Source organism: Streptomyces griseus (assembly GCF_900460065.1).
GTDB lineage: Bacteria > Actinomycetota > Actinomycetes > Streptomycetales > Streptomycetaceae > Streptomyces > Streptomyces griseus.
Genome location: NZ_UAVD01000052.1, coordinates 46,626 through 69,690, shown reverse-complemented (window position 1 = coordinate 69,690; position 23,065 = coordinate 46,626). Strand labels below are relative to the sequence as shown.

18 protein-coding genes and 6 pseudogenes are annotated in these 23,065 nt (G+C 71.2%); 14 read left to right on the top strand and 10 right to left on the bottom strand.

What is annotated here, in order from left to right:
- Nucleotides 1-65: 65 nt before the first annotated feature.
- The gene (locus DTB53_RS32390) at nt 66-344 is read right to left on the bottom strand and encodes a hypothetical protein (RefSeq protein WP_012377488.1); all 279 of its coding nucleotides are present in this window, start codon (nt 342-344) and stop codon (nt 66-68) included.
- Between the two features lie 98 nt (nt 345-442).
- On the opposite strand from DTB53_RS32390, the gene DTB53_RS32385 reads away from it, so the two are divergent.
- The 4 genes and pseudogenes from DTB53_RS32385 to DTB53_RS32365 form a co-directional block, all read left to right on the top strand.
- Complete coding sequence (locus DTB53_RS32385; protein ID WP_012377487.1) at nt 443-1,027, top strand: NADPH-dependent FMN reductase; 585 nt, start codon at nt 443-445, stop codon at nt 1,025-1,027.
- Between the two features lie 100 nt (nt 1,028-1,127).
- Nucleotides 1,128-2,714, top strand: a complete 1,587-nt coding sequence (locus DTB53_RS32380; RefSeq protein WP_012377486.1) for an MFS transporter — start codon at nt 1,128-1,130, stop codon at nt 2,712-2,714.
- Nucleotides 2,715-2,951: 237 nt separating this feature from the next.
- Complete coding sequence (locus tag DTB53_RS32375) at nt 2,952-6,221, top strand: ATP-binding protein (RefSeq protein WP_012377485.1); 3,270 nt, start codon at nt 2,952-2,954, stop codon at nt 6,219-6,221.
- A 608-nt stretch (nt 6,222-6,829) separates the two neighbouring features.
- Nucleotides 6,830-7,269, top strand: a pseudogene (locus DTB53_RS32365) (SDR family oxidoreductase); the annotation flags it as partial.
- 183 nt (nt 7,270-7,452) lie between these two features.
- Here the strand turns inward: DTB53_RS32365 and DTB53_RS32360 are convergent.
- Complete coding sequence (locus DTB53_RS32360) at nt 7,453-7,737, bottom strand: hypothetical protein (RefSeq protein ID WP_012377482.1); 285 nt, start codon at nt 7,735-7,737, stop codon at nt 7,453-7,455.
- A 200-nt stretch (nt 7,738-7,937) separates the two neighbouring features.
- Between DTB53_RS32360 and DTB53_RS32355 the strand changes: the two are divergent.
- Nucleotides 7,938-8,480, top strand: a pseudogene (locus tag DTB53_RS32355) (SMP-30/gluconolactonase/LRE family protein); the annotation flags it as partial.
- Between the two features lie 101 nt (nt 8,481-8,581).
- Here DTB53_RS32355 and DTB53_RS32350 read toward each other — a convergent pair.
- Together DTB53_RS32350 and DTB53_RS38060 are read right to left on the bottom strand one after the other, a co-directional pair.
- Nucleotides 8,582-8,791, bottom strand: a pseudogene (locus DTB53_RS32350) (transposase); the annotation flags it as partial.
- Nucleotides 8,784-8,888, bottom strand: a pseudogene (locus tag DTB53_RS38060) (IS5/IS1182 family transposase); the annotation flags it as partial. The pseudogenes DTB53_RS38060 and DTB53_RS32350, both read right to left, overlap by 8 nt.
- A 426-nt stretch (nt 8,889-9,314) precedes the next feature.
- Here DTB53_RS38060 and DTB53_RS32345 point away from each other — a divergent pair.
- Together DTB53_RS32345 and DTB53_RS32340 are read left to right on the top strand one after the other, a co-directional pair.
- Nucleotides 9,315-10,403 carry a Dyp-type peroxidase gene (locus DTB53_RS32345; protein WP_236586449.1) on the top strand — a complete coding sequence of 363 codons (1,089 nt, stop codon included), beginning with the start codon at nt 9,315-9,317 and terminating at the stop codon, nt 10,401-10,403.
- Nucleotides 10,404-10,531: 128 nt separating this feature from the next.
- Nucleotides 10,532-10,788 (top strand): annotated as a pseudogene (locus tag DTB53_RS32340) (SRPBCC family protein); the annotation flags it as partial.
- Between the two features lie 227 nt (nt 10,789-11,015).
- On the opposite strand, the gene DTB53_RS32335 reads toward DTB53_RS32340, so the two are convergent.
- On the bottom strand, nt 11,016-11,324 hold the full coding sequence (locus DTB53_RS32335) for a hypothetical protein (protein WP_236586448.1): 309 nt from the start codon (nt 11,322-11,324) through the stop codon (nt 11,016-11,018).
- A 402-nt stretch (nt 11,325-11,726) separates the two neighbouring features.
- Between DTB53_RS32335 and DTB53_RS32330 the strand changes: the two genes are divergently transcribed.
- Genes DTB53_RS32330 through DTB53_RS32315 form a run of 4 tightly spaced genes read left to right on the top strand, consistent with a single transcriptional unit; the run spans nt 11,727 to nt 16,475 of the window.
- Nucleotides 11,727-12,935 (top strand): polyprenyl synthetase family protein, encoded by a 1,209-nt coding sequence (locus DTB53_RS32330; RefSeq protein WP_012377476.1) that lies wholly within the window; start codon nt 11,727-11,729, stop codon nt 12,933-12,935.
- Complete coding sequence (locus tag DTB53_RS32325; protein ID WP_012377475.1) at nt 12,932-14,449, top strand: phytoene desaturase; 1,518 nt, start codon at nt 12,932-12,934, stop codon at nt 14,447-14,449. The genes DTB53_RS32330 and DTB53_RS32325 overlap by 4 nt, the downstream gene beginning before the upstream one ends.
- A complete protein-coding gene (locus DTB53_RS32320) occupies nt 14,446-15,474 on the top strand; it encodes a phytoene/squalene synthase family protein (RefSeq protein ID WP_012377474.1) in 1,029 nt (342 codons plus the stop codon). The genes DTB53_RS32325 and DTB53_RS32320 overlap by 4 nt, the downstream gene beginning before the upstream one ends.
- Nucleotides 15,471-16,475, top strand: a complete 1,005-nt coding sequence (locus DTB53_RS32315; protein ID WP_012377473.1) for a Rieske (2Fe-2S) protein — start codon at nt 15,471-15,473, stop codon at nt 16,473-16,475. Before DTB53_RS32320 ends, DTB53_RS32315 begins: the two co-directional genes overlap by 4 nt.
- Nucleotides 16,476-16,515: 40 nt before the next feature.
- On the opposite strand, the gene DTB53_RS32310 is transcribed toward DTB53_RS32315, so the two are convergent.
- The 3 genes from DTB53_RS32310 to DTB53_RS32300 are packed head-to-tail and all read right to left on the bottom strand — an operon-like array spanning nt 16,516 to nt 20,041.
- Nucleotides 16,516-18,069: an FAD-dependent oxidoreductase gene (locus tag DTB53_RS32310; RefSeq protein ID WP_078562734.1), complete on the bottom strand. Its 1,554-nt coding sequence runs from the start codon at nt 18,067-18,069 to the stop codon at nt 16,516-16,518.
- Nucleotides 18,069-18,785, bottom strand: a complete 717-nt coding sequence (locus DTB53_RS32305; protein WP_012377471.1) for a class I SAM-dependent methyltransferase — start codon at nt 18,783-18,785, stop codon at nt 18,069-18,071. Before DTB53_RS32305 ends, DTB53_RS32310 begins: the two co-directional genes overlap by 1 nt.
- On the bottom strand, nt 18,782-20,041 hold the full coding sequence (locus DTB53_RS32300; protein WP_012377470.1) for a lycopene cyclase family protein: 1,260 nt from the start codon (nt 20,039-20,041) through the stop codon (nt 18,782-18,784). The genes DTB53_RS32305 and DTB53_RS32300 overlap by 4 nt, the downstream gene beginning before the upstream one ends.
- A gap of 173 nt (nt 20,042-20,214) precedes the next feature.
- Here DTB53_RS32300 and DTB53_RS37120 point away from each other — a divergent pair, with 173 nt between their 5' ends.
- The 3 genes from DTB53_RS37120 to DTB53_RS32285 all read left to right on the top strand — a co-directional run bounded on the left by DTB53_RS37120 (nt 20,215) and on the right by DTB53_RS32285 (nt 22,299).
- Nucleotides 20,215-20,538, top strand: a complete 324-nt coding sequence (locus DTB53_RS37120) for a hypothetical protein (RefSeq protein ID WP_174924800.1) — start codon at nt 20,215-20,217, stop codon at nt 20,536-20,538.
- 314 nt (nt 20,539-20,852) lie between these two features.
- Complete coding sequence (locus tag DTB53_RS37685; protein ID WP_106431654.1) at nt 20,853-21,215, top strand: hypothetical protein; 363 nt, start codon at nt 20,853-20,855, stop codon at nt 21,213-21,215.
- Between the two features lie 406 nt (nt 21,216-21,621).
- Nucleotides 21,622-22,299, top strand: a complete 678-nt coding sequence (locus tag DTB53_RS32285; RefSeq protein WP_042495199.1) for an HNH endonuclease family protein — start codon at nt 21,622-21,624, stop codon at nt 22,297-22,299.
- A gap of 57 nt (nt 22,300-22,356) precedes the next feature.
- Here DTB53_RS32285 and kilB read toward each other — a convergent pair.
- Nucleotides 22,357-22,533: pseudogene (gene kilB, locus DTB53_RS38165) on the bottom strand (plasmid transfer protein KilB); the annotation flags it as partial.
- A 24-nt stretch (nt 22,534-22,557) separates the two neighbouring features.
- Entirely contained in the window at nt 22,558-23,040 is a 483-nt protein-coding gene (locus DTB53_RS32280) for a MarR family winged helix-turn-helix transcriptional regulator (protein WP_012377467.1), read from the bottom strand.
- Between the last annotated feature and the right edge of the window lie 25 nt (nt 23,041-23,065).

Below are 23,065 nucleotides of genomic sequence, written 5' to 3'. Positions count from 1 at the left end.
GGCGGGCGGCAGGTCCAGATCGGCGAGAAGACCGTCGGCGTTGGTCGCCGACCACTTCAAGGTACTCACTGGGCTGATCCCTCCTCCTGGCGCTGCGCCCGGGCCAATCGGCGTGCAGCGCGGTCCTCGGCCCGCTTCTTCCGCAGTTCCTCGATAGCTTCGCGCATGTGGTCCAGCGACGGGAACCGCACCAGGTCCGGAAGGCTCTCGTCCCTGCGGATCTTCGCGATCGTCTTGTCCTGATCGACCTGCACGTACTCGGCTTCGACGAGCTCCGTGCCCGGGAGGAACTCCGCTACGCGGTACGAGTAGGGCGGGTTGAACTGGTAGACACCGCGGCGCAATCCAGGCCGAAAGGGAACCGAGAGCGGACCGAGAGCGCATCACGAGTGGCACGGCGCACCGTATGGCGTGCAGGTACCGAGCCCGAGGGAGAACCGTGATGCGGGAACGCAGACTGAACCTGGCCGTACTCATCGGCAGCACCCGCGCCGGCCGCTTCGGCCCCGTCCCCGCCCAGTGGATCGCCGCCGAGGCGGCCAAGCGCGACGACTTCGACGTCGATGTGATCGACCTCGCCCAGGTGTGGCTGCCCGACGTGCTGCCGGAGAGCCTCGACCGCCCGCTGCCGCAGGCCGTGACCGACCTCGCCCCCTGGCTGGACAGGGCGGACGCGTTCGTGATCGTCACACCGGAGTACAACCACAGCTTCCCCGCCTCACTGAAGAACGCCATCGACTGGTACGTCAACGTGTGGAAGGCGAAGCCGGTCGCCTTCGTCTCCTACGGCGGCATGGCCGGCGGGCTGCGCGCGGTGGCCGACCTGCGGGGAATCTTCCCCTGTCTGCACAGCGTCACCGTCCGGGACTCCGTCTGCTTCCCGAACTACCAGGAGCACTTCGACGCCGAGGGCCGGCCTGCGGACCCCGAGGGCTGTGCAACGGCGGCCAAGACCATGTTCGACCAACTCGCCTGGTGGGGCCACGTCCTGAGCGACGCCCGCGCCCGGCAGCCGTATCCGGGCTAGGGCATGTCCGGTCCTGATCCGCCGGACACGCCCTGGACCCCGCGGCCATACACGTACGCAACCACGCCTGATCACGTACCAGGCCCAAGAAAGGAAAGCCATGTCATCGAACGCCCCCGAGGCCCCGGTCCGGAAGGCCGGGACGCGGGAATGGGTGGGACTGGCGGCGCTGGCCCTGCCCACCCTGCTGATCTCCCTCGACCAGAGCGTGCTGTACCTGGCCCTGCCCCACCTCGCCGAGGGTCTGAACCCCACCGGTACCCAGACGCTGTGGATCATGGACATATACGGCTTCCTGATCGCCGGCTTCCTGATCACCATGGGCACGCTGGGCGACCGGATCGGCCGCCGCAAGCTGCTGCTGATTGGTGCGACGGCCGTCGGCATCACCTCGATCGCCGCCGCCTACTCCACCAGCGCGGAGGGTCTGATCGCCACCCGCGCCCTGCTCGGCATCGCCGCCGCCACCCTGATGCCGTCCACCCTCGCCCTCATCAGCAACATGTTCGAGGACCCGTACCAGCGTGGTCGCGCCATCGCGGTGTGGGCCAGTTGCTTCATGGGCGGCACCGCGCTCGGGCCGGTCGTCGGCGGCGCGATGCTGGAGTACTTCTGGTGGGGCTCGGTGTTCCTCATCGGGGTGCCCGTCATGGTGGTGCTGCTGACCGTCGCTCCCTTTGTCCTGCCGGAGTACAAGAACCCCAACGCCGGCAAGATCGACCTGCTCAGCGTCCTGCTGTCGCTGGTGTCGATCCTGGCGATCATCTACGGGCTGAAGGAGCTCGCGCGTTATGGCGTCGAGCTGGTGCCGGTCCTCTCGATCGTCCTCGGCCTGGCGGTCGGCGCGGTGTTCCTGTCGCGTCAGGGCAAGCTCGACGATCCGCTGCTGGACCTGAAGCTCTTCAAGATCGGCGCGTTCACCGCCGCACTGCTGATCCTCATGGTCTCCATGCTGGGCACCGGCGGCGGCTACCTGTTCATCACCGGGTTCGTCCAGATGGTGGAGGGCTATTCGCCGCTGGAAGCGGGCCTGTGGATGGTGCCCGCGGCCATCGCGTCGATCCTCGCGGCGCAGCTGGCGCCGATCTTCGCCAAGCAGCACCCTCTCAGCACCGTCATCGGGGTGAGCCTGCTGATCGGCATGATCGGTTACGTGCTCCTCATCTTCATCGGCCCTGTCGGTGGGATGCCGCTGCTGATCACCGGCTTCGTGATCACTTTCATCGGCGTCGGCACCTTCGGGGCGCTCGGCACCAACCTGGTCGTCGGGTCGGTCCCACCGGAGCGGGGCGGCTCCGCGGCGGCACTCTCCTCCATCAGCGGTGATCTGGGCACCGCACTCGGCATCGCCACGCTCGGCAGCCTGGGCACCGCGGTCTACCGCAGCTCGCTCGACGTGCCCGACGGCACACCGTCCGGCGCGGCCGACTCCGCCGAGGGGAGCATGGAGGGCGCGCTCAAGGCAGCTCGCGAACTGCCGTCCGATGCCGCCGACAGCCTGCTGGCTGCCGCATCGGACGCCTACGCCAGCGGGCTGAACGCGATCGGCATCGCGTGCGCCGTCGTCACCGCGATCAGCGCGACGTTCGCGTTCACGCTGCTGCGCAAGAGCCGCGGGGCCGTCCCGTCCGGCAACGCTCCGAAGGAGCGGGAGGAAAAGGGCGAGGACTCGCTCTCGACCACCTGAGCCCCTCCGGCGGGAACGGGTAATCAGGCACCGGGAACCAGAGGGAGAACGCCGGCCCAGGACTCCACGGCCCGGGCCGGCGTCCTCCCGTACATTCCGCGCGGTCCGCCGCGGGCTCGGCCCCTTGCCAGCGGCACCTCGGCGGCACCGAGCGTCGGCGCTCACGGGCCGGGCCCGGCCGCCCGCCGGACCACTATCGTCCTGTCCTTGCCCTCTGCGCTGGGTTAGCGTGATCACATGTATTTCGGGGTTCTCGGTTCGTTAGCGGTATGGACGGGGGACGGACGACCAGTCCGGATCCCGGAGCTCAAAGTCCGCGCTCTGCTGGCCTGCCTTCTGGCCCACCAGGGACGAGCGGTCTCCGCGGACAGGCTGATCGATGACCTATGGACCACGAGGCCGTCCAACAACCCGGCAGGCGCGCTCCAGAACAAGGTGTGGCAGCTGCGGCGGGCGCTTGAGGACGCGGAGCCGGGCGGCCGGGACCTCGTGGTGTCCCACTCGCCGGGATACCAGCTGCGGGCGGGCGCCGACGCGGTGGACGCGGACCGGTTCCGCGACCTGATGACACGGGCGCGGGCGACCGAGGACTCCCGGGTGCGCGCCGCCCTGCTGGCAGACGCGCTGGCGTTGTGGCGGGGGCCCGCCTTCGCCGACTTCGCCGACGAAGAGTTCACCCGGCCAGCGCGGGACCGGCTGGAGGAGCAGCGGCTGACCGCGCTGGAGGAGCAGGCCGAGGCCCGGCTGAACCTCGGTGAACACGCGCTGGTGGCCGACGAACTCGGTGATGTGGTGGACCTGCACCCCCTCAGGGAACGGCTGCGCGCCGCTCATGTGCGGGCGCTCTACCGTGCCGGCCGGCAGAGCGCGGCCCTCAGCAGCTACGCCGACCTGCGTGGACACCTGGCCGAAAACCTGGGTCTGGACCCCAGCCCCGAGCTGACGGCCCTGCACCAGTCGATCCTCACCCAGGACGCGGCGCTGACTGCCGCCCCCGAAAATGACACTGCCGCGGCCAGCCCGCCCACGAACCTGCCAGCCTCCCTCACCGGCCTGATCGGCAGGGCCGAGGCGCTCGGCGAGCTCCGGGAACTGCTGAGCGAAAACAGGCTGGTCACGCTCATCGGTCCGGGCGGGGTGGGCAAGACGCAGCTGGCGCTCACGACCGCCGCGCAGGCCGGAGCCGAGTTCCCCGGCGGCGTACGGCTGGTCGAGTTCGGTGCGCTCGACCCCTCCCCGTCGAGCGCCGACCGGAGGAAGCATGCCGCCGCGCAGGTCGCGGTACACGACTTGCTCGGATCGGTTCTCCGGGTCCGGGACGACACGGCCTCGGGACCGGGGTCCGGGGGCGCGGCACCCTCAATGACCATCCGTGTCGCCCAAGCGCTGGGCGAGCAGCCGGCCCTGCTGGTGTTCGACAACTGCGAGCATGTGGTCGGCCCGGTCGCCGAGATGACCGACCAACTCCTCAAGGCTGCGCCCGCCTTGACAATCATGGCCACCAGTCAGGTGCCCCTGGGCATCACCGGCGAATACCTCCAGGAGGTGCCGCCGCTGCGAGGACCCGAGCCCGCGGCGGAACTCGACCCCGAGTCCGTACGCCGATACAGCGCGGTGGAGCTGTTTGTGGCACGGGCAACCGCGGCGGCCCCGAATTTCGTACTCGCCGCGAGCAACGTCGAGGCGATCGTCTCGATCTGCCGACGCCTCGACGGCATTCCGCTGGCCCTGGAGATGGCCGCCACCCGGGTGCGGGCGCTGGGGGTACATGAGCTGGCGGCGCGCCTGGACGACCGGTTCCACCTGCTCGCGGTGGGCGCGCGCAGCGCCCCTGCGCGGCAACGCACCCTGAGGGCCGTGATCGACTGGAGCTGGGAGCTCCTCGGCGACCAGGAACGGATGGTGCTCGGGCGGCTGGCCATACACGCCGACGGCTGCACCCTCGAGGCCGCCGAGGAGATCTGCGCGGCGGACGACCTGGACCGTACGGAGGTGCTCGACGTCGTCGCCCGGCTGGTGGACTGGTCGCTGGTGGTCATGACCGACGGGACGGACGGGCCCCGGTACCAGCTGCTCGAATCGGTCACCGCATACTGCGTCGAACGCCTCGTGGAGAAAGGCGAGTTCGAGGACCTCCGGCGCAGGCACTGCGACTACTACACCGGTCTCGCCGAGCGCGCCGAGCCGCATCTGCAGGGCCACAGCCAACGACAGTGGCTCCATCGCCTGGACGCCGAAACCGCGAATCTGCGGACCGCGTTCGACTACGCGGCGCAGCTCGGCAACGCCGACTGCGCCCTGCGTCTCGCCAACGCCCTCAGCTGGTACTGGTACCTGCGCGGCCGGAGCAACGAGGCGAAGCGGTCCCTGACCGTGGCGCTGTCCCTCGGTGGGACGGCGCCGGCCGCGGTGGCCAAGGCCACGGCCCTGCTGGGCGGCTTCAAGCTGGTGCTCGGCGGCGTCGCCGACCCTCTGGCGGAGTACCGCACTGCGCTGCGGCCGTACGAGGAGCTGGACGATCCGGGCGGGCGGGCGCGGGCCCAATGGTTCCTCGGGTCTAGCCTTTACGGGATCGGCGACGTGGGGCCGAGCGAGGAGCTGGTCCACCGGGCACTGGCCACCTTCCGGTCGCTCGACGACCGCTGGGGTATGGCGGCTGCCCTGGGCAGCCGGACCTTCCACGCGAATCAGCGGGGCGACCTCAACACGTTGCGGCGGGACGGTGAGCAGAGCCTCGCGCTCTTCCGTGAGCTGGGCGACCAGTGGGGGCAGCTCCAAGCATCGGTGCCGCTCGGGACGCTGGCCGAAATCGTGGGCGACTACCAGCGGGCCGGACGGCTGTACCGGGAGGGCCTGCGGATGGCGGAAGACCTGGGGCTCTGGCCGCAGGCGTCTTTCCAGCTCTCAGGCCTCGGCCGGGTCGCCCTGCTGACCGGGGACCTGCCTCGGGCCAAGAAGTTCCATGAGCGCGCGGCACGGCTCTCTGCCGGGCAGTCGGAGAGCTTCGGGGAGCAGTACGCCGAGATCGGCCTCGCCCTCGGGGCGCGCCGGGCGGGAGACCTCGACGCGGCCGAGCGCCATCTGACCCGGGTGCTCGACCTGCACCGCCAGATGAGTTACGAGCCGGCAAGGCCCTCGGTGATCCTGGCCGAGCTGGGCTTCGTCGCGGAGGCCCGGGGCGACGCCCCGGCAGCCCTGGCTCTGCAACTGGAATCCCACGCCGCCGCCCGCGACACCGGGAACCCGCGGGCGGTGGCGCTGGCCCTGGAAGGCCTGGCCGGGGCCCAGTCGCTGGCAGGTCACTCCGAGCACGCGGCCCGCCTCCTCGGGGCGGCCACGGTGGCCAGGCAGTCGGTCCAGGCACCCCTGCGGGGCGGCGAGCGCTTCGACGTGGACCGCATCACCACCCGGGTCAGGGCTGCGCTGGACGAGGCCCGCTACCAGGCCGAGTTCGAGCGGGGCAGCACACTGGCCCCGGAGGAGCATCTGAAGGACCCACTTTTCTGACCTGGGAACGGAAGGCGCGCCGACTCTCTCTGGCCCATCCCCGCGCGCAACCCATCTGCGGAGACGGCCGCCCCCGCAGCCCGTCAACCCTCGGAAGCGGCCCGCCCCGTACGCCAGCAGTCCGCAGAGCCGGCTCGCCTCCCCACAATCACCCAACACGGGCCGCCGCCCCGGCAGCTGGGCCTCCCCGGCTGCCTCGGCCTTCGCGTCGCTCGCTGCGGCGGCGGCCTGCTTGGCGGCCTCGTCAGCGGCCGCAACGGCGTCCAGCGCGAGCGCCGGGTCCATTTCCAGCTCCGGAGCCCGCCCTCAACCTCCGACGGGCCCTCGCGGGCTTCCTCCTCAGGCTGTAGACGGGGACGCCCCACGAGTCCTGGGACCGACGGGAGCTTGGCGAGCAGGGGCATCAGCCGGGTGACGTCGTTACGCTTTCCGCCGATCAGGGACATCGCCAGCAAAATGCCTTGGCCGTCGACGAGGATCAGCCCTTCCAGGCCAAGGAGATCCCGAGGGGCAAGGAGTTCCACGGTTCGGTCCCTGCGTTCAGTCTCTCCGTGAAAGAGCAGGTCAGGCACCATGTAACCCCGGAACAGGGACTGAAGGGACTCAAGTTGAGGGTTACCACGCGACTACGTGGCGCAACGGGCATTGGCCGGGCGACCGTCCGGCTCTTCGCGGAGCAGGGCGAGACAGTGATCGTCACCGGTCGCCGCCCCGGTCCGCTCCATGAACTGGCAGCGGAGTCCGGCGTCCGCACGCTGGTATGCGACCACACTGACCCCCGGGCGCTCACGTCGCCCTCCTGCCGGAGCTGCCGGACCGGATCGACGTCCTTGTGAACAACGCGGGCGGGAACACCGACTGCGACAGCGACGGAGCCACGGACCTGGCCGCATACACCCGGGACTTCCACGCCAATCTGGACGCGAACCTCGTGAGTGCCGCACTGACCACGAAGGCGCTGGACGACCGGCTCGCCCCCGGCGGCGCGGTCGTCCACATCGGCTCGATCGCCGCCGACCAGGGCGCCGGCTCCTACGGGGCCGCCAAACTGTACGGGTGACGCCCGCTGCCGAGCGTGGCTCCGCCCTGCTCCCGCCCGTTACCGGAGTGCCGCCCCGGTCCGCCACCGGACCACTCCCGGGCCCCGGGCCCGGCCCGGGGCGCTCGCGCTGACCGTACGAGGGAGCCCTCCCCGTGACCACCCCGCCCTTGCCCCCGCTCCCGCCCAGCTTCAGGGCGAGCCGTTCCCCGATGCCCTGTCCGGAGCGGCGCAGGCCACCGGGATGCCCGTCCGGCTGATCCTCACGATCGCCGACTCCGGCCGTGCCAACGCCTTCCACTCCCACCCCACCCCGGTGCCGGCTCCGGCCGCCATCGCGTCCACGCCTTCCGCGCGCGCCTCGGCCGCCGCGCTGCCCGCTCCCGGCACCGGGCGGACGCCCGGTCCGTGGGCCGCCCCTGCTGTGAGCGCCGACGCGAAGCGCTCCTGGGGCCCGCTGACCGAGAACCTCAGCATTCCGCGCGACCTCGACCTCCGAGACCGGTCCCGCGCCCTTCAACAGCTCAGGATCAGCGAGGCCGCCCACACGTACTTCGTGGCGCAGCTCCGCGAGCACCTGCCCGAGCGGGAGGCGGCCGTCCTGGTGAGCTCCCGTCAGTGGCCGCTCCTCGCCGCGACTTTCGGCCCGGTCATTTTCCGCGCTCGCCACCATCGGCATGCTGTTCCTCACCGGCTGCGGCACGCAGAGCGGCGCCCCCCGGGGAGAGGCGGCGTCGGACTCCGGGGGCAGGACCATCCGGGCGCAGAAGGTGATGCAGCTGACGCAGGTGCACGGCGAGACCGGGATGACCTTGCTGGAGGGGCCCGTGTTCGCGGAGGACGGCGGCCTGTTCGTCGTCGACGTCACCGCACCCGAGGGCAAACCCAAGGTGATACGCGTCGACGTGGAGAGGAAGACGTCCCGGGCGGTCCACACCGACGGCACAGGGGCCTACACCTCGGCGCAGTTCAGCCCGTACGACGGACGGCTCTACCTCAGCGACTTCGCACACGGCGAGATTGTGAGTCTGGCCCCCGGCGGCGGCGATGTGCGGACCTTCTTCTCCGGCGAGGTCGGCGGAGCCCGGATGAACCCCGACGACATCGCCTTCGACCGGGAGGGCAACCTGTACATCAGCGACTCCCGCGGCCTGTCCGTGCACCTCGTTCGAGTCGGATGCGCCGGGCGTGCCGTTGCCCTGCGTCGTGGGACTGAAGCCGGAAGCCACCTGCTGGGCCGTCGAGGATTGCCGAGGGGGCCGCCGAAGATGTTCCCGAGCGTGGAGTGCATCCGGCCATACGGGTCAACTAACTGATCATTTCAAAATGAGGTTCGTAGGCGTCGCAAGCAGATGATGCTGCGGGCGAGTTGGAGCAGGCCGAGGTGGAGGTCGGCGCGTATCCCGTAGCGGATGCGGAGGCGTTTGAACTGGTGGAGCCAGGCGAAGGTCCGCTCGACGACCCAACGCGTCTTGCCCGGCCCGGTGCCGTTCGGGACATCACGTCGGGGCGATCTTGGGGGTGTCCGCCGGCAACCGCCCGGGGTACCGATGACGCCGCGGCGGCCGGGACGGCAGCAGCGGGGCGATGCGTTCCCACAGGTCATCAGGCACAAGATCATCCGACACCTGCACCACTCTGACGCCACGAGACCCGGCCGCCACGCCCTCACACCGAACTCATTTTGAAACGATCAGTTACCCGGACCGGCACACAAGCCCGAAAGAGGCCCGCAGGCGCCATCAAGGCATTCACTTCTCGCGGCACAACCGCCGTGCAAACCGGCTGGAGCAAGACCACATGACCTCGCTCCCCCTCCGTACGCCAAACGGATACGGGAGGAGTAGTCCTTGCCCAGCTACTGCTCGAGCCGGGTAGGAGTGACAAAGACAGAGTGGGTCATATCCCCGGAAAAGAGAATGGTCATGACGGAACACGAGCCTACCCGAGCACCGTATCCCGGCCGCCGTGCCCTGGTACGAGGCGCTGCTGGCCTCGTGGGGGCCGGAGGCCTGGCCGCAACGGTGACCGTCAGCTCTGCGTCGAGCATCCCGATGAGCGCCTCCACCGATGGCCGGGTGCCGTTCCACGGTGCACACCAGGCAGGGATTCTCACCCGGCAGCAGCCGTTCGGCGGCTTCGTCGCCTTCGACGTGCTCGCGCGCGACCGGGCAGAGTTGCAGGCCCTTTTCACGAAACTCACCGCACGGTGCCGCGCCCTGACAGCCGGTGTTACACCGAAGAATCCGGAGGTAGCGGCGCTGCGCGACCCGCAAGATCGGTTGACCATCACCGTCGGCGTAGGTGCCTCGCTTTTCGACGAGCGGTACGGACTGCAAGGAGCGCGGCCACCAGGGCTCGTGAACATGCCACTGTTCCCCGGAGACCGGTTAGAACCCGACCGCTCTCACGGTGATCTTTCCGTGCAGATCTGCGCCCAGCACCCCGACGCCGTCCTCCACGTCGTACGCGATCTGGCCCGGGAGACCACTGGGCTGCTGCGAACGCGGTGGCGGGCTGACGGCTTCCTGAACCCACCCCGCCCCGAGGGCGCTCCACGGTCGTTCATCGGCTTCAAGGACGGCACCGCACACCCGGACACCGCGTCGAAGCGCGAAATGAACCGACTCGTCTGGGTCGGCCACGAGGGACCGGCATGGGCACGCGGCGGAAGCTACCAGGTCCTGCGTATCATCGGAATTCATGCGGAGAAATGGGACCGGGTTCCGGTGGCCAAGCAAGAACAGATCTTCGGCCGACGCAAAGCGACCGGCGCACCGCTCGACGGACGTAAGGAAAGCGACCTGCCCGACTACGGACGGGACCAGGAGGGCCGCATTACGCCGCTGGACTCCCATATCCGCCGCGCCAATCCGCGCACCCCGGAAAGCGAGAACTCGATCTTGCTGCGCCGAAGCTACAACACTGACCGGGGTCTTACGCCCGACGGAACGCTCGACGTAGGCTTGATTTTCTGCTGCTACCAGCGGGATATCGCCCGGCAGTTCGCAACGGTGCAAAAACGGCTGGAAGGCGAGAGGTTCGCGGACTTCAGCGTCACCACGGGCGGAGGCTATTTTCTCGCGCTGCCTGGAGTGGCCGACGGCTCGGACTCCTACGCCTCCGCTCTGCTCGGCCAGTGACCTCAAAGAATCACTGCTAGTGCTCCAGCGCGCTTTCGCGGTCTACCCGCCGACTGCGCGGGCGAGCGGTCGTCGGTGGTTCCTGCGCCGGGGTCCTGGCATGGCGGTACACGAGGTTGCGCCGGCCCCAGATCCCCGACGAACGGGTGGCCTGGACCACGGTGGCGGGCGAGGTCCGTCAGGCAGGTGTGGTCACCTTCCACCGCCTGGACGACACGCACACCAAGGTCATGCTCCAGCTCGACCACGCCCCTCAGGGAATCGCCGACACGGTGGGGGCAAGCTCGGCTTCGTCCGCCGGCAGGCCAAGAGCGACCTGAAGAACTTCAAGGAGTTCATCGAAGCCCGCGGTACCGCGACCGGCGCCTGGCGGGACACCGCCTGAGCCTTCACCCGTTCGCGGTGCCGCACCGCTGGGTGCCGCACCGCGAGGATGCCTGTACAGCGAGGAATGCCACAGACCTGACTCAGTGACCTGCGAAGTACGAGACCAGGGCCCCTCGTTTGGATCATGCCGGACCCCGCGAGTCGGTCTACGCCAATCGAGGGGCCAGGCAGGCCGATCGACGTCCGGCGTGGCCCTGTTGAGAACGCCGCTCCTCACGCGGGCCCCTACAGGCCAGGGGAGATGACGTCCAGAGCGGCGTGCGGCCTCGCCAGACCGATGGCGACCAGGGCCGCGGCCATGACGAGGGACAGCAGGCAGACACAGCCGGCGAAGACCAGAGTTCCCGTGGTGCCGCGGCCGATCCGGGCCGTGTCCCCATCCGGGGCGGGATCGTGGAGGATCTCCACTCGCTCGCCGCACGTGTAGTCGTCGGTGAGGCGGCGGGCGCGCCCCTCGGCGTCGGTGAACTCATAGGTCCGGGCGCACACGCGGCGTCCCTCGACGAGGACGCCTTGGGGGTGCGCAGCCGCCACGCCTCCAGGCCCATCTCCCCTCCCGCGCGCACCGCGTGCCCGACCGGCACCGCGATGGAGCCGACCAGGCAGCATCCCAGCGCGACGTACCATTCGCGCGCGCCGAGCAGGCCGGTCGTCAGCATCAGCGTGGCCGCCAGCAGGTAAACCCCGCAGACAGCCGAAGCACCGTACGGCTCCGGCCCCGTGACGGCTTCTTCGGCGGGGCCGGTGGGGCCGCCACGCCAGCCTCGGCAGCATCTGCAGGCGTCACGTCCGATGCCATGCGGGCAGTCCAGAGCTTGATCCAAACGGAAGCCCTAGCTGTCACGCGGGTGGCCTCGATAGGAATGTGACCGGTGGGGTACGAGATGCAGCGGATGGCGAGGCATTCGTCGTCACCTTCGACGGAAAGGGCCTGAGATGGGCCGTCTGCCTCCTCCGGACCACGCGTTCGCCAACCCAGTGCCACCTCACGTCGGCCTGCCGGAGTGCTGGCACCTCGGGCCCCGGCAGGTGGCGCAGACCGTCGACGAAGATGTGGTCGGGGCCTTCCAGCGGACGGCCGATTCCGTGTTGGCGGAGTGTGTGGCCGAAGCGACCCTCCACGACTCCGAGTTTTCCGACGAGGTGGCGCACCGGGTTGCTGACTTTGCCCTGCGTGGCGGCAAGCGGATGCGGCCCCTCTTGCTGTGGTGGGCCATGCGCGCCTGCAGCGGGGCTGAAAGCGAGGCCGCGTTGCGGCTGGGCGTGGCTCTGGAGCTGATTCAGACCTGCGCTCTCATCCAGGACGATGTGATGGACCGTTCGCACACCAGGCGAGGGCGGCCTGCCGTCCACATCGCTCTGGCGGAGCAGCGGGGCCTTGCGGCCGGCTCCGGTCCGGGTGCGGCATTCGGCGCGTCTGCCGCGGTGCTCGCGGGCGACCTCGCGTTGGTGTGGGCCGACGACACGGTGGGGGAGACGTTCCTGCCGCCCGGCCGGCGACGGCAGGTCCGGGCTCTGTGGCGGTCCATGCGTGGCGAGATGATCGCCGGGCAGTACCTGGACCTGCGCGGCCAGATCGGCGGCGGTGCCTCGGCGGCGCGTGCCCTGCGCACCGCTCACCTCAAGAGCGCTCTGTACTCGGTGGAGCGGCCGGTAGCGCTGGGAGCTGCCCTGGCCGGGGCCGACGAGTGGACCACCGATGCTCTGCGCTCGGCGAGCCGGTACGCCGGTATGGCCTTTCAGCTTCGTGACGATCTGCTGGGAGTGTTCGGAGATCCGGCGGTCACCGGGAAGCCGTCCGGCGACGACATCCGTGAGGGCAAGCCGACCTACTTGCTGGCGGTGGCCCGTACCTGTGCCGACGCCGCCGGAGACCACCGGGCGCTGGCCGTGCTGGAACGGGCCGTCGGAAACCCTGACCTTGACGAGGACGGCCTTGAGGAGGTGCGCTCCGTGCTGGAGTCCACCGGTGCCCGCGCTCTGGTGGAGGACAAGGCGGAGCGCCTGGGGGAGCGCGCGGCCCGCAGACTGGCCCAGACCGAACTCGACGCACACGCCGGCGAGCAGCTGCTCGGCTTGCTGCACTCGGTGGCGGGGACCCGTGCCGTCGCTCTCACCATGATCCAGGAAGGCGGCACACAGTGATCATGATCAAGGGCCCGGTCGACCACGTCGTGGTGGTCGGTGCGGGACTGTCCGGGCTGTCTGCAGCGCTTCATCTGCTCGGCGCGGGTCGCCGGGTGACCGTCGTCGAACGGGACACGCTGCCCGGCGGGCGGGCCGGTCTCCGGGCGGAGGGCGGCTACCGCATCGACACCGGGCCGACCGTGCTGACCATGCCGGACCTCGTGGAGGACGCGTTCGCCGCCGTCGGCGACACGATGGCCGACCGGCTGGAGCTGATCCAGCTCGACCCGGCCTACCGGGCCAGGTTCGCGGACGGGTCGCAACTCGACGTGCACACCGACGGAGCGGCGATGGAAGCGGCCGTGGAAGAGTTCGCCGGGGCCCGCCAGGCGGTCGGCTACCGGCGGCTGCGGAAATGGCTGGAGCGGCTCTACCAGGTGCAGATGCGCCGCTTCATCGACGCCAACTTCGACTCGCCCCTCCAACTGCTGCACCCCGACCTCGCGCGGCTCGCCGCCCTGGGCGGGTTCGGCCGGCTCGACGCCCGGATCGGGCGCTTCGTCTCCGACGAGCGGCTGCGCCGCGTCTTCTCCTTCCAGGCGCTGTACGCGGGGGTGCCTCCGGCCCGGGCCCTGGCCGCCTACGCGGTGATCGCCTACATGGACACGGTCGCCGGGGTGTACTTCCCGCGCGGCGGCATGCACGCGCTGCCTACCGCGATGGCCGACGCGGCCGCCGAAGCGGGAGGCGAGTTCCGCTACGGGCAGACGGTGACGCGGCTGGAGCGTTCCGGCGACCGCATCACCGCGGTCGTCACCGACCGGGAGCGCATTCCGTGCGACGCAGTGGTCCTGACCCCCGACCTGCCCGTCAGCTACCGCCTCCTGGGCCACGCCCCGCGTCGGCCGCTGCCGCTGAGGCATTCACCGTCCGCGGTGATTCTCCACGCGGGCACGGACCGTACGTGGCCGGATCTCGCGCATCACACGATCTCCTTCGGGGCCGCGTGGAAGAGTACCTTCCGCCAGCTCACCCGTACCGGCGAGCTGATGTCGGACCCCTCGCTCCTGATCACCCGGCCCACGGCCACCGACCCCTCCCTCGCCCCGCCCGGCAAACACCTCCACTACATTCTCGCGCCCTGCCCGAACACCACCATCGGGCCCGGCGTCCGAGAGTGGAAGGAGCTGGGCCCCCGCTACCGGGACGAGCTGCTCGGGTGGCTTGAGCGGCGCGAGATGCCCGGTCTGAGCGCGGCGATCGAGCGGGAAGGACTGGTCACCCCCATCGACTGGACCGCCCAGGAGCACGCGGCCGGCACGCCGTTCGCCGTGGCCCACACCTTCCCCCAGACCGGCCCGTTCCGCCCGCGCAACCTGGTGCGGGGCACCGCCAACGCCGTCCTCGCCGGGTGCGGCACCACACCCGGTGTCGGCGTGCCGACCGTGCTGATCTCCGGGAAGCTGGCCGCCCAGCGGATCACCGGCCCACCTGCCGCCCCCGCCCGCCGCACGAGAGGCACTGCCGCATGACCGCCCGTGAGCTGGACGCCGCAGGCATCCACGAGCCCGGCCTCCGCACCGCCTACACCCACTGCCGCCACCTCAACGCCCGCCACGGCAAGACCTACTTCCTCGCGACGCGGCTCCTGCCCGTCGAACGGCGGGCGGCCGTACACGCCCCGTACGGCTTCGCCCGGTGGGCCGATGACATCGTGGACGACCTCGACTCGACCGCCACCGTTACAGAGCGCGCCGCGGCCCTGACGGCGCTGGAGGGACAGCTAGAGAACGGGCTGCGCGGCGGGCGGGCCACCGAACCGGTGATCCAGGCGCTCGCCGACACGGCCGGCCGCTACGGCATCGACCACCGGCACTTCGCCGACTTCCTGGCCTCCATGCGCAGCGATCTCACGGTCACCGGCTACGCCTCGCTGAACGATCTGGGCGGTTACATGCACGGGTCGGCCGCGGTGATCGGCCTGCAGATGCTGCCGGTGCTCGGAACGGTGACCCGGCACGAGGAAGCCGCCGGGCCCGCGGCCGCGCTCGGTATCGCTTTCCAGCTCACCAATTTCCTGCGGGACGTCGGCGAGGACCTGGACCGCGGCCGGCTCTACCTTCCGGCTGACCTGATCGCCGCCTACGGAGTGGACCGGGCACGCCTGGAATGGAGCCGGCGCACCGGTACGCGCGACCCCAGGATCACCGACGCGCTGCGGGCGTTCGCCGCCCACACAAGGACGGTCTACCGCCAGGCCCTGCCGGGGCTGGGGATGCTGGACCCGGTCGCCCGGCCCTGCATCCGTACGGCGTTCGTGCTCTACAGCGGCATCCTCGATGCCATCGAGGCCGAGGAGTACGCGGTCCTGCACCGCCGCGCCGTCGTCCCACGCCGACGCCGGGCGGTCGTGGCGCTGGACGGGCTCGCCCGCGCGCTCGCCGCCCGCGCCCCCGCCCGTCACCGGACGAGGACCGTCGCCGCCCGGTGCCCTGCCCCGCCGGCCCCTACCGTCATCACCGAGATCGCCACGCCGGTGCGAGGGGAGGCCGCGTGAGGCCGTCCGCGCGACGCCGTATCCCGTTGCGACTGCGGCGAGCACCCGTGCCGTGGGAACGCCAGGAGCCGACCTGGCGGGCCGCGAAACCCTCCCTCATCGCCCAGGCCCTCAAGCGGGCGCAGAGTCGCCCCTCCGGCAACTGGTACGTCATCGGCGCCTCACGAGACCTCCCCCCGGGAAAGGCTCTCGGCATCACGGTCGGTTCGACCGAGATCGTCGCCTGGCGCGACGGCGACGGCAGGCTGCGCACCGGCCCCGGGGCCTGCCCCCACCTCGGGGCGCCCCTGCAAGAGAGCCCCGTGCGCTGCGGCACGCTGGTCTGCCACTGGCACGGTCTCGCCCTGGACGGCGGGCCGGTCGCCGGATGGGAGCCCTACCCGGCCTTCGACGACGGTCTGCTGCTCTGGGTGCGCCTGGACCGCATGGGCGGCGAGAAGCCCACGGAGCGGCCCTGCCTTCCGGCCCGGCCGCGCCTGGGCGACGGGGTCGACGCGGTCTACACCGCAGTGGGGCGGTGCGAGCCGCAGGACGTGGTGGCCAACCGGCTCGATCCGTGGCACGGGGCCTGGTTCCACCCGTACTCCTTCGTCGACCTGACCGTGACCGACGCACCCGACGACAGCGCCGGGGACGACGACGGGTTCCTGGTCGAGGTGTCCTTCAAGGTGGCCGGGCGGCTGGTCGTCCCGGTCCTGGCCAGGTTCACCGCGCCCGAGCCCCGCACGGTGGTCATGCACATCGTCGAGGGCGAAGGGGCGGGGTCCGTGGTCGAGACCCACGCCACCCCGCTGGCCCCGGACGAGCACGGCCGGCCCCGCACAGCCGTCGTCGAGGCCCTCGTCGCGGCCTCCGACCGCCGGGGGTTCGCGGTGGCCCGGGCGGCGGCGCCGGTGCTCCGGCCACTGATGCGGGCATCGGCCGGCCGGCTGTGGCGCGACGACCTGGCGTACGCCGAGCGGCGCTGGGAGCTGCGGGCGCAGGGGCGGTTCCCCGGCTGACGTCCGGTGACACCGGCCGGGGGAACCGCCTGTTCGCGCGTCAGCGGCCGAGTGCGGCAAGCCCCCGCAGCGGCAGCGACCGTCCGGTGCGCGGGACCGTCCACAGTGTCTGCCCGCGTACGCCCCACCGCTCCAGGTGCGCGTTGGCGGCGAGGAACCCGCTGGTGGCCGCGCGTTCCATCAGCGCCACGGGCAGCCCGGTGCGGACCAGGTCTCCGGCCACCGTCACGGCGGCATCCGGGCTGCGAACGCCCGGCCTGTCCCCGTAGCCGCCCACCGGGAACATCGGGCAGTCCGCCCGCCATTCGTGGCGCTCGTCGACCACCCGGGCCCGGGACGTCTCCGGGTAGACCCGGTGCAGCTGACGGACCGCCTCCGCCTGGACCGCACCCCGGTCGGCATCCGGGGAGACGGCGTAGGCGTGCACCTCCAGCACCGAGCCCCCCGTGCGCAGGGCCCAGCGCGCCGCCTCGCCCTCCCAGCGGTCCAGGACGCTCACGTTGTCCAGCGGTCCGTAGCCGCTGGTGCCGAGGAATCCGGGCCGCTCGGGCGCCACCGGGCGGTCCAGCCACAACCGTGACACCAGGAACGGCGGGGCGGTCCGCAACCGGTCGATCCGCGCGCGCCAGTCCGGGTCACCCAAATCAGGAGAGGCGGCTACGACCTGGCGCAGTCCGGCGCCGTCCAGGGCGAGGACAAGGGCGTCACAGCGAGTGGTGTCCTGACCGGTGGTGACGCTGAGGCCGCCGTCGGGATGCGGGCGCACCTGCCGGACGGGGGTGCTCGTACGCACGGAAACGCCGTGACTTTCCAGGTAACCGCGCAGGGGGTCCCACAGGGCGGTGGGGAAGGGTTCGGCGGGGACGTCGAAGATCAGGCCCTCGCTGGAGCCGAGGAAGTAGATGTGGAACATCAGGACCAGCTCCGCGGCCGACAGTTCACGCGGGTCGGCGAAGAAGCTGCGGGAGAAAACTTCGAAGGCCAGGTGGTGGGCGGCCTCGGGGAAGCGGATACGGGCAAGGAAGTCGTGGGCGCTGACCCCGTCGAGTTGCTCGTAGACCTCCGGCACCCGCACGTCCAGCAGCGGCAGCGCGGCACGCGGACTCATCCTGGCCAGGTCACGCACCCCGAAGGTCGGGCTGAGCGCGACGAATCCGAGAGCGCTGAGCGGCGGGGTGCGAGGGACGCGGGCGAAGCTGTCGTGCAGTCCGGAGCTGTGCCGCAGGGGGTAGTCGGCAAGCGAGGTCAGGGAGTCGAGCCCGGGGTCGACCCGGCGCAGCAGCCCGCGCAGGTTGTAGTACTGCCGGAAGAAGGCGTGGAAGCCGCGGCTCATGGTGACGGTCGAACCGTCCGCGAGCCGGGTCGGCCACCCTGCCAGACGCCCGCCGAGATCCGGCTCGCTCTCGTAGAGAGTGACGCGCACGCCTCGCTCGGCCAGTCCGGTGGCGGCCGCGATCCCGGCGATGCCGCCGCCGACGACCGCGGCGGCAGGGGCCTGACCGGTGAAACGGGCGCGGCCGCCGTGCGCGTGGACCACGGCGGCCCGCCGGTCCCGGCCGTGACGGCTGCCGGAGCCGCCCCGCCTCGGCGCCATCACGCCTCCTGCGCGGTGCGGCCGACGAAGGTGTGCGTGATGCCGGTCTGCCAGCCGGGCAGCGGCAGGACGCGGACACCCTGGAACCCGGCCTTCCGTAGCCGTCCGGCGAACTCCGCAGCCGTGTCGAAGGTGTTCACGCTCTCCTGGAGATGGCGGTACAGCCGCGCGTTGCCGGTGAGCCGTCCGGCGGGCCGGATGATCATTGAGCAGACCGTGTTCCAGACGGCCCGGTCCACCGGTGATCCGCCTAGCGTGTACTCGTGCACGGCGAGCCGGCCGGACGGCACCAGCAGCCGGCGCACCAGGCCCAGCACCGCGTCCGCGTCCTGCACGTTGCGGAAGAGATAGCCCGCGAACACCGCGTCGAAAGAGCCCGGCGCCAGTCGGTCGGCCAGCGCCTCCGCCGAGGCGTGGACGAACTGGACGTGCGTCAGCCCGGGTTTGGCCGCCGCCCGCTCCAGCATCCCCGCTGAGGCGTCGACACCGGTGACGCTGGCGAGCGGGGCAGCGGCGATCAGCGCCTCGGTGGAGGCGCCGGTCCCGCATCCCAGATCCAGGACGCGCAGTCCCGCACCGCCGTCCGCCAGGCCGAGACGTCGCGCGGAGCGACGCAGATGCGCGTGGTAGCCGGGACTGGCCGCGACGAGCCGGTCGTAGGCCGCTGAGCCCTCATCGAAGGCTTCGGACAGTGCGGCACCGCGCAACAGGGTCATGAGCTGCTCTCTTCAAGGCGGACGGGTGGGGGAGGGAGGGGCTGGGGTGGACGGCGACGGACGAAAGGGAGCTCGGCGACGGTCCGCAGCATGGGAGCGACGGGTGTCCTTACCCCGATGAGCAGGTCCTCGTGCCACCGGGACCCGCCGTCCAGGAAGGTCAGCAGTCGTTCGGCGGGTACGCCGCGGAAGAGACGGCCGAAGAAGTCCGGCCCGTCGATCCTTCCGGTGTCCAGGGCCCGCAGCATCACCGCATCCATCGTCCGCGCCCGCAGCCCGTGGGCGGGAGGCACCCGCAGGGGCATGCCCGAACGCAGCCGGCCGGCCACGGCACGGCTCTGCCGTTGGATCGCGGCGAAGGTGTACCCCGTCGAGGGGCGGGTCGCGCCACCCGCGGTCCCGATGCGGTATACCGAACGCCCCACGCGGCGCGGGAAGCGGCCGTCGGTCATGGGGATGACCCCGTGCTCACGCGCCGTCACCTCGAACGACCCCAGGCCGAGGATCTCCCGGGTGTACCGGTCCAGGGCCCGCCGGTAGCCCTCGGAGGTCAGCGGCGCGGGGGAGAACTCTGTGTACTCGACGAGCGCGGTGTGCGGGTCGAGCGGCAGAACGTATCCGAAGGACAGGCCCCGCTCGGGCTGGGACGTGCGGAAGTCCATCAGGTCGGGTACGGCCGGGTCGAACACGGGCCGTTCGGCTCTGACGAACCAGCCGGAGAAGTGCTGGAGCAGCGTGGTGCGGGCGGACGGCAGAACCCGGGGCGGACGGGAGTCGAACACATAGCGGCCACGCACCAGGGCGCGTTCACTGCCCCCGTCCCGGACGCGGACCTCAGCTCCGCTACCGGGGAGGTCGCGTACCGAACTCACCGTGGCCACCACCCGCCGCACCCCGGGCGCACCGGAGAGCCTCCGGTGCACGAGAGCCTCGAAATCGTCGGAACGCAGCATCTTGTAGCGCAGCCGCGGCAGCCCAGCCACCACGACCCCGCCGTCAGCGGCACGGACCCGCAGCCGGGACCAGGAGGCGGTCAGCGACGCGTCGTAGGGCCCCGACTCCGGCTCCCAGAAGGACCAGGTCCGCCGCGGAGGACGCAGCCGACCCGGCGGCGCGTCGACGAGCACCACGGACAGAAGACGGCCGCCCGGCGCGCACAGGTGGTGGGCCAGGCTGAGACCGGCCGCCCCGGCCCCGACGATGACCACATCGACCTCGGCGACATCAGCTGGCACGGCACCCTTTCCTGCGGACATGGGCCACGCCCGCACCCGACGTCGGTTACCCACGCATGACATACATAGTCAGATGGAGGTATCGCGCTCTACGACCTGCACCGCCCCGCCTACCAAACTTTCGCGGCAGCCCGTCTGCCGGCCGATGAGGCGCAGATCGTCGTCTCCCACATCTTCAGCCTCATCGCCGACCGGTGGATCGCCATCGTCGCCGAGCGGGCCCCTGCCGCCTGGGCCTGGGGCCACCTCACCCGGGCCGTGACCCGCCGCGGCGGCGGGCCCACCACCCCGCCGAGGACATCGCCCTTCTCCGCGACCAACTCCAGCTGACCGTCGACCAGATCGCCACCCTGACCGGCACCGAGGACGCGACCGTCACCGCGCTGCTCGCCGCCGCCGACCGCACGGCGGGCACCCTCTCGGGGCCTGCCCGCCACCAGCCCGTGACGGGCAGGCCCACCGGGTCCCGTGAGGCCTGCTGGCCCGATGCCTTTCGCCTCCGCACGGCTCTCGCGTGAGCCCAACCCACGGTGCGGGCGCCGATGCGAGTGGAGATGCCCCGTCCGGGTATGACGCGTGCCGACCGGACATCGGGCTAAGCCCGGAGTAGTTGCGGCTGCCTGGCGGGCGCCGCCGTGCGGCCGTTGTCATCCGTTCTGCCCAGCCGGGCGGTGCAGCCGCCCTACGATGAGGGTTCGCATCGAGCTGGGAGGCTGCTGTGGCCGCCGAGGAGCACGCTCCGGACTATCCGCCGAAGACCCCGCCACCGCCCAAGCGCCCCGTGTCTCCGCCGCGCCCGGAGACAAGTCTTGCGGGTACGGCCCGGGCCAGGATGCAGGTGCGGAACCGGCGGTCGGCGAACTGGTCGCTGGAGGCCGCTGCGTGGTCCCCGCGGAAGGCGTCGGGCTTCGTGCTGGGGCGGTTGCACGAATGGGGGTACCGGGAGGTCGACGAGGCAGCGGCCGCGTTGACGGAGCTGCTGGTGCTGACCGCAGTCGCGGACGGCGGACGGCGGGTGTCCGTGCACCTCGCGGACCAGAAGCGGCAGGCGCTGATCGTCGCTCTGTCGCACCAGCCGGGACTCGCGGCCGCGGACACCAGGGTGTTGCCGGAGCTCACCAGGCTGGGTGCTGTGTCGTGCGGCACGGACACTGCGGACGACGGGCGCAGGGTATGGGCGGTGCTCGACCTGTGATGCTCGATGGGCGGCAGCGTGTCCTGGCCGCCGCCACGCCCATTGAGCTCGCATGGACTCTCCCACTGGTTCGTACCCGACGGCACCACGCCTCCCGTTGATCACTTTGGAGGAGGCTCGGGATGCTGGCGCCTGGGCCTGGGCCTGGGCCTGGGACGTGGCGTTGCGCTTGCCGGCCCAGGACTGAACGCACGAAAGTGGCCCCTGCCCGTCTGCCTGGGATCGGCGGTCAGCCGCCAGAGTCGCTCCTACGTCCAGGCTTCCAGCCGCCCTCGCCGCTGGGCCCCGGATTCCGCGACCCCGGTTGCGGCGACGGCACCTCGCGCGATCTCGACCGGGTGAACGGCCTCCGTGACCCGTAACGGGAGGCCCCGGCAGGCTGGTTGAGGTGATCATGAACCGACGAATGATCACCGTCCTGGCCCTCGCCGCGGCCGTTCTGGCCTCGGCTGCCCCCGCGACCGCTGTCTCCGCACCCACGGCGGTTCGGGCCGCTCCGGTGGCGGAGGTGACGACACTGGCCGACGCGGTCGGCCAGGTGAAGGTCACCGAGGAGGACCGCACCGGCTACACCCGCTCGTCCTTCCGCCACTGGAACGCTGGTGAGAACGCGACCGACGGCTGCAATACCCGCGCGGAGGTCCTCCTCGCCGAGGCGGTCGTCGCACCGACCGTGGGCGCCGGCTGCAAGCTCACCGGCGGCACCTGGACGAGCTACTACGACGGCCAGGAGGTCACCAGCGCCGGAGCCCTCGACATCGACCACATGGTCCCGCTCGCCGAGGCCTGGGACTCAGGGGCCTCCGCCTGGACCCCGGCCCGGCGCGAGGCGTACGCGAACGACCAGGGGGCGGAGGTCTCCCTGGTCGCGGTGACGGCCCGCAGCAACCGACAGAAAAGCGACCAGGACCCGGCCGACTGGATGCCGCCGTCCCCGGACGCCCAGTGCCGGTACATCGGCGAGTGGGTCTCGACCAAGCTCCGCTGGCAGCTCACCGCCGACGACCGTGAGCTGGAGGCGCTGAAGGTCTATGCCGACGGCCCGTGCGAGAACACCATCGTCCGCTACACCCCCGCCGCCTGACCTCGGACCTCTCCTGGAGCGCCAGGCCCGCCGTGCGCTCCACCAGGCCCGCACCGCACAGCCGGCCCGTACCGCGTGCTGCGCCGCCCCGGCGAGCTCGGGCAGCACCAGACGCACCCGAAGCGCAGGAGCGGTCACTGCGGACCGGGTCACGTGGGTCTCCGCACGTACCGCGCTCCAGCCCCCGCCTGCCAGCTCCTCCCGCACAGCCATCGCCCGCCGGTGATCCGCCAAAGCGGACCGGCGTGAGGGGCCGCTCTACTCGGTGGCCTTGGGGGGTGGTGTCCAGCTGTCCTGGGTGCGGATGGCCGTTGTGATGCGCCGGCTGATGTCGCGGAGTTGCCGTGTCTGGGCTGTTGTCAGGGAGTCGAAGACCAGCCGGTTGACGGTGGCCTCGTGTCCGGGGGCGGCCTGCTCGACTTTCTGCTCGCCGGCGTCGGTGAGGATGGCGAGAGTGAAGCGGCCGTCGGTCGGGTCGGGCGTCCGGCGTATCCAGTTCTTCGTCTCCAGGCGGGCCACCGCGCGTGAGAGGCGGGACAAGGTGCTGTTGGAGTAGCCGGCCAGGGTACTCATCCGCAGGGTGCGGTCTTCGGCGTGGGCGAGCGCGAACATCACGCCGTACTCGAAGTGCGTCAGCGCTGCGTCCCGTTGCAGCTGCGTGTCGAGGGCGGTCGGTAGCCATTCGAGGACGGTGGCCAGGGCGGACCAGGTTTCGAGGTCTTCGCTGCTGAGTCGTGACATGGTGCCAGCCTACCCCTGATGACTT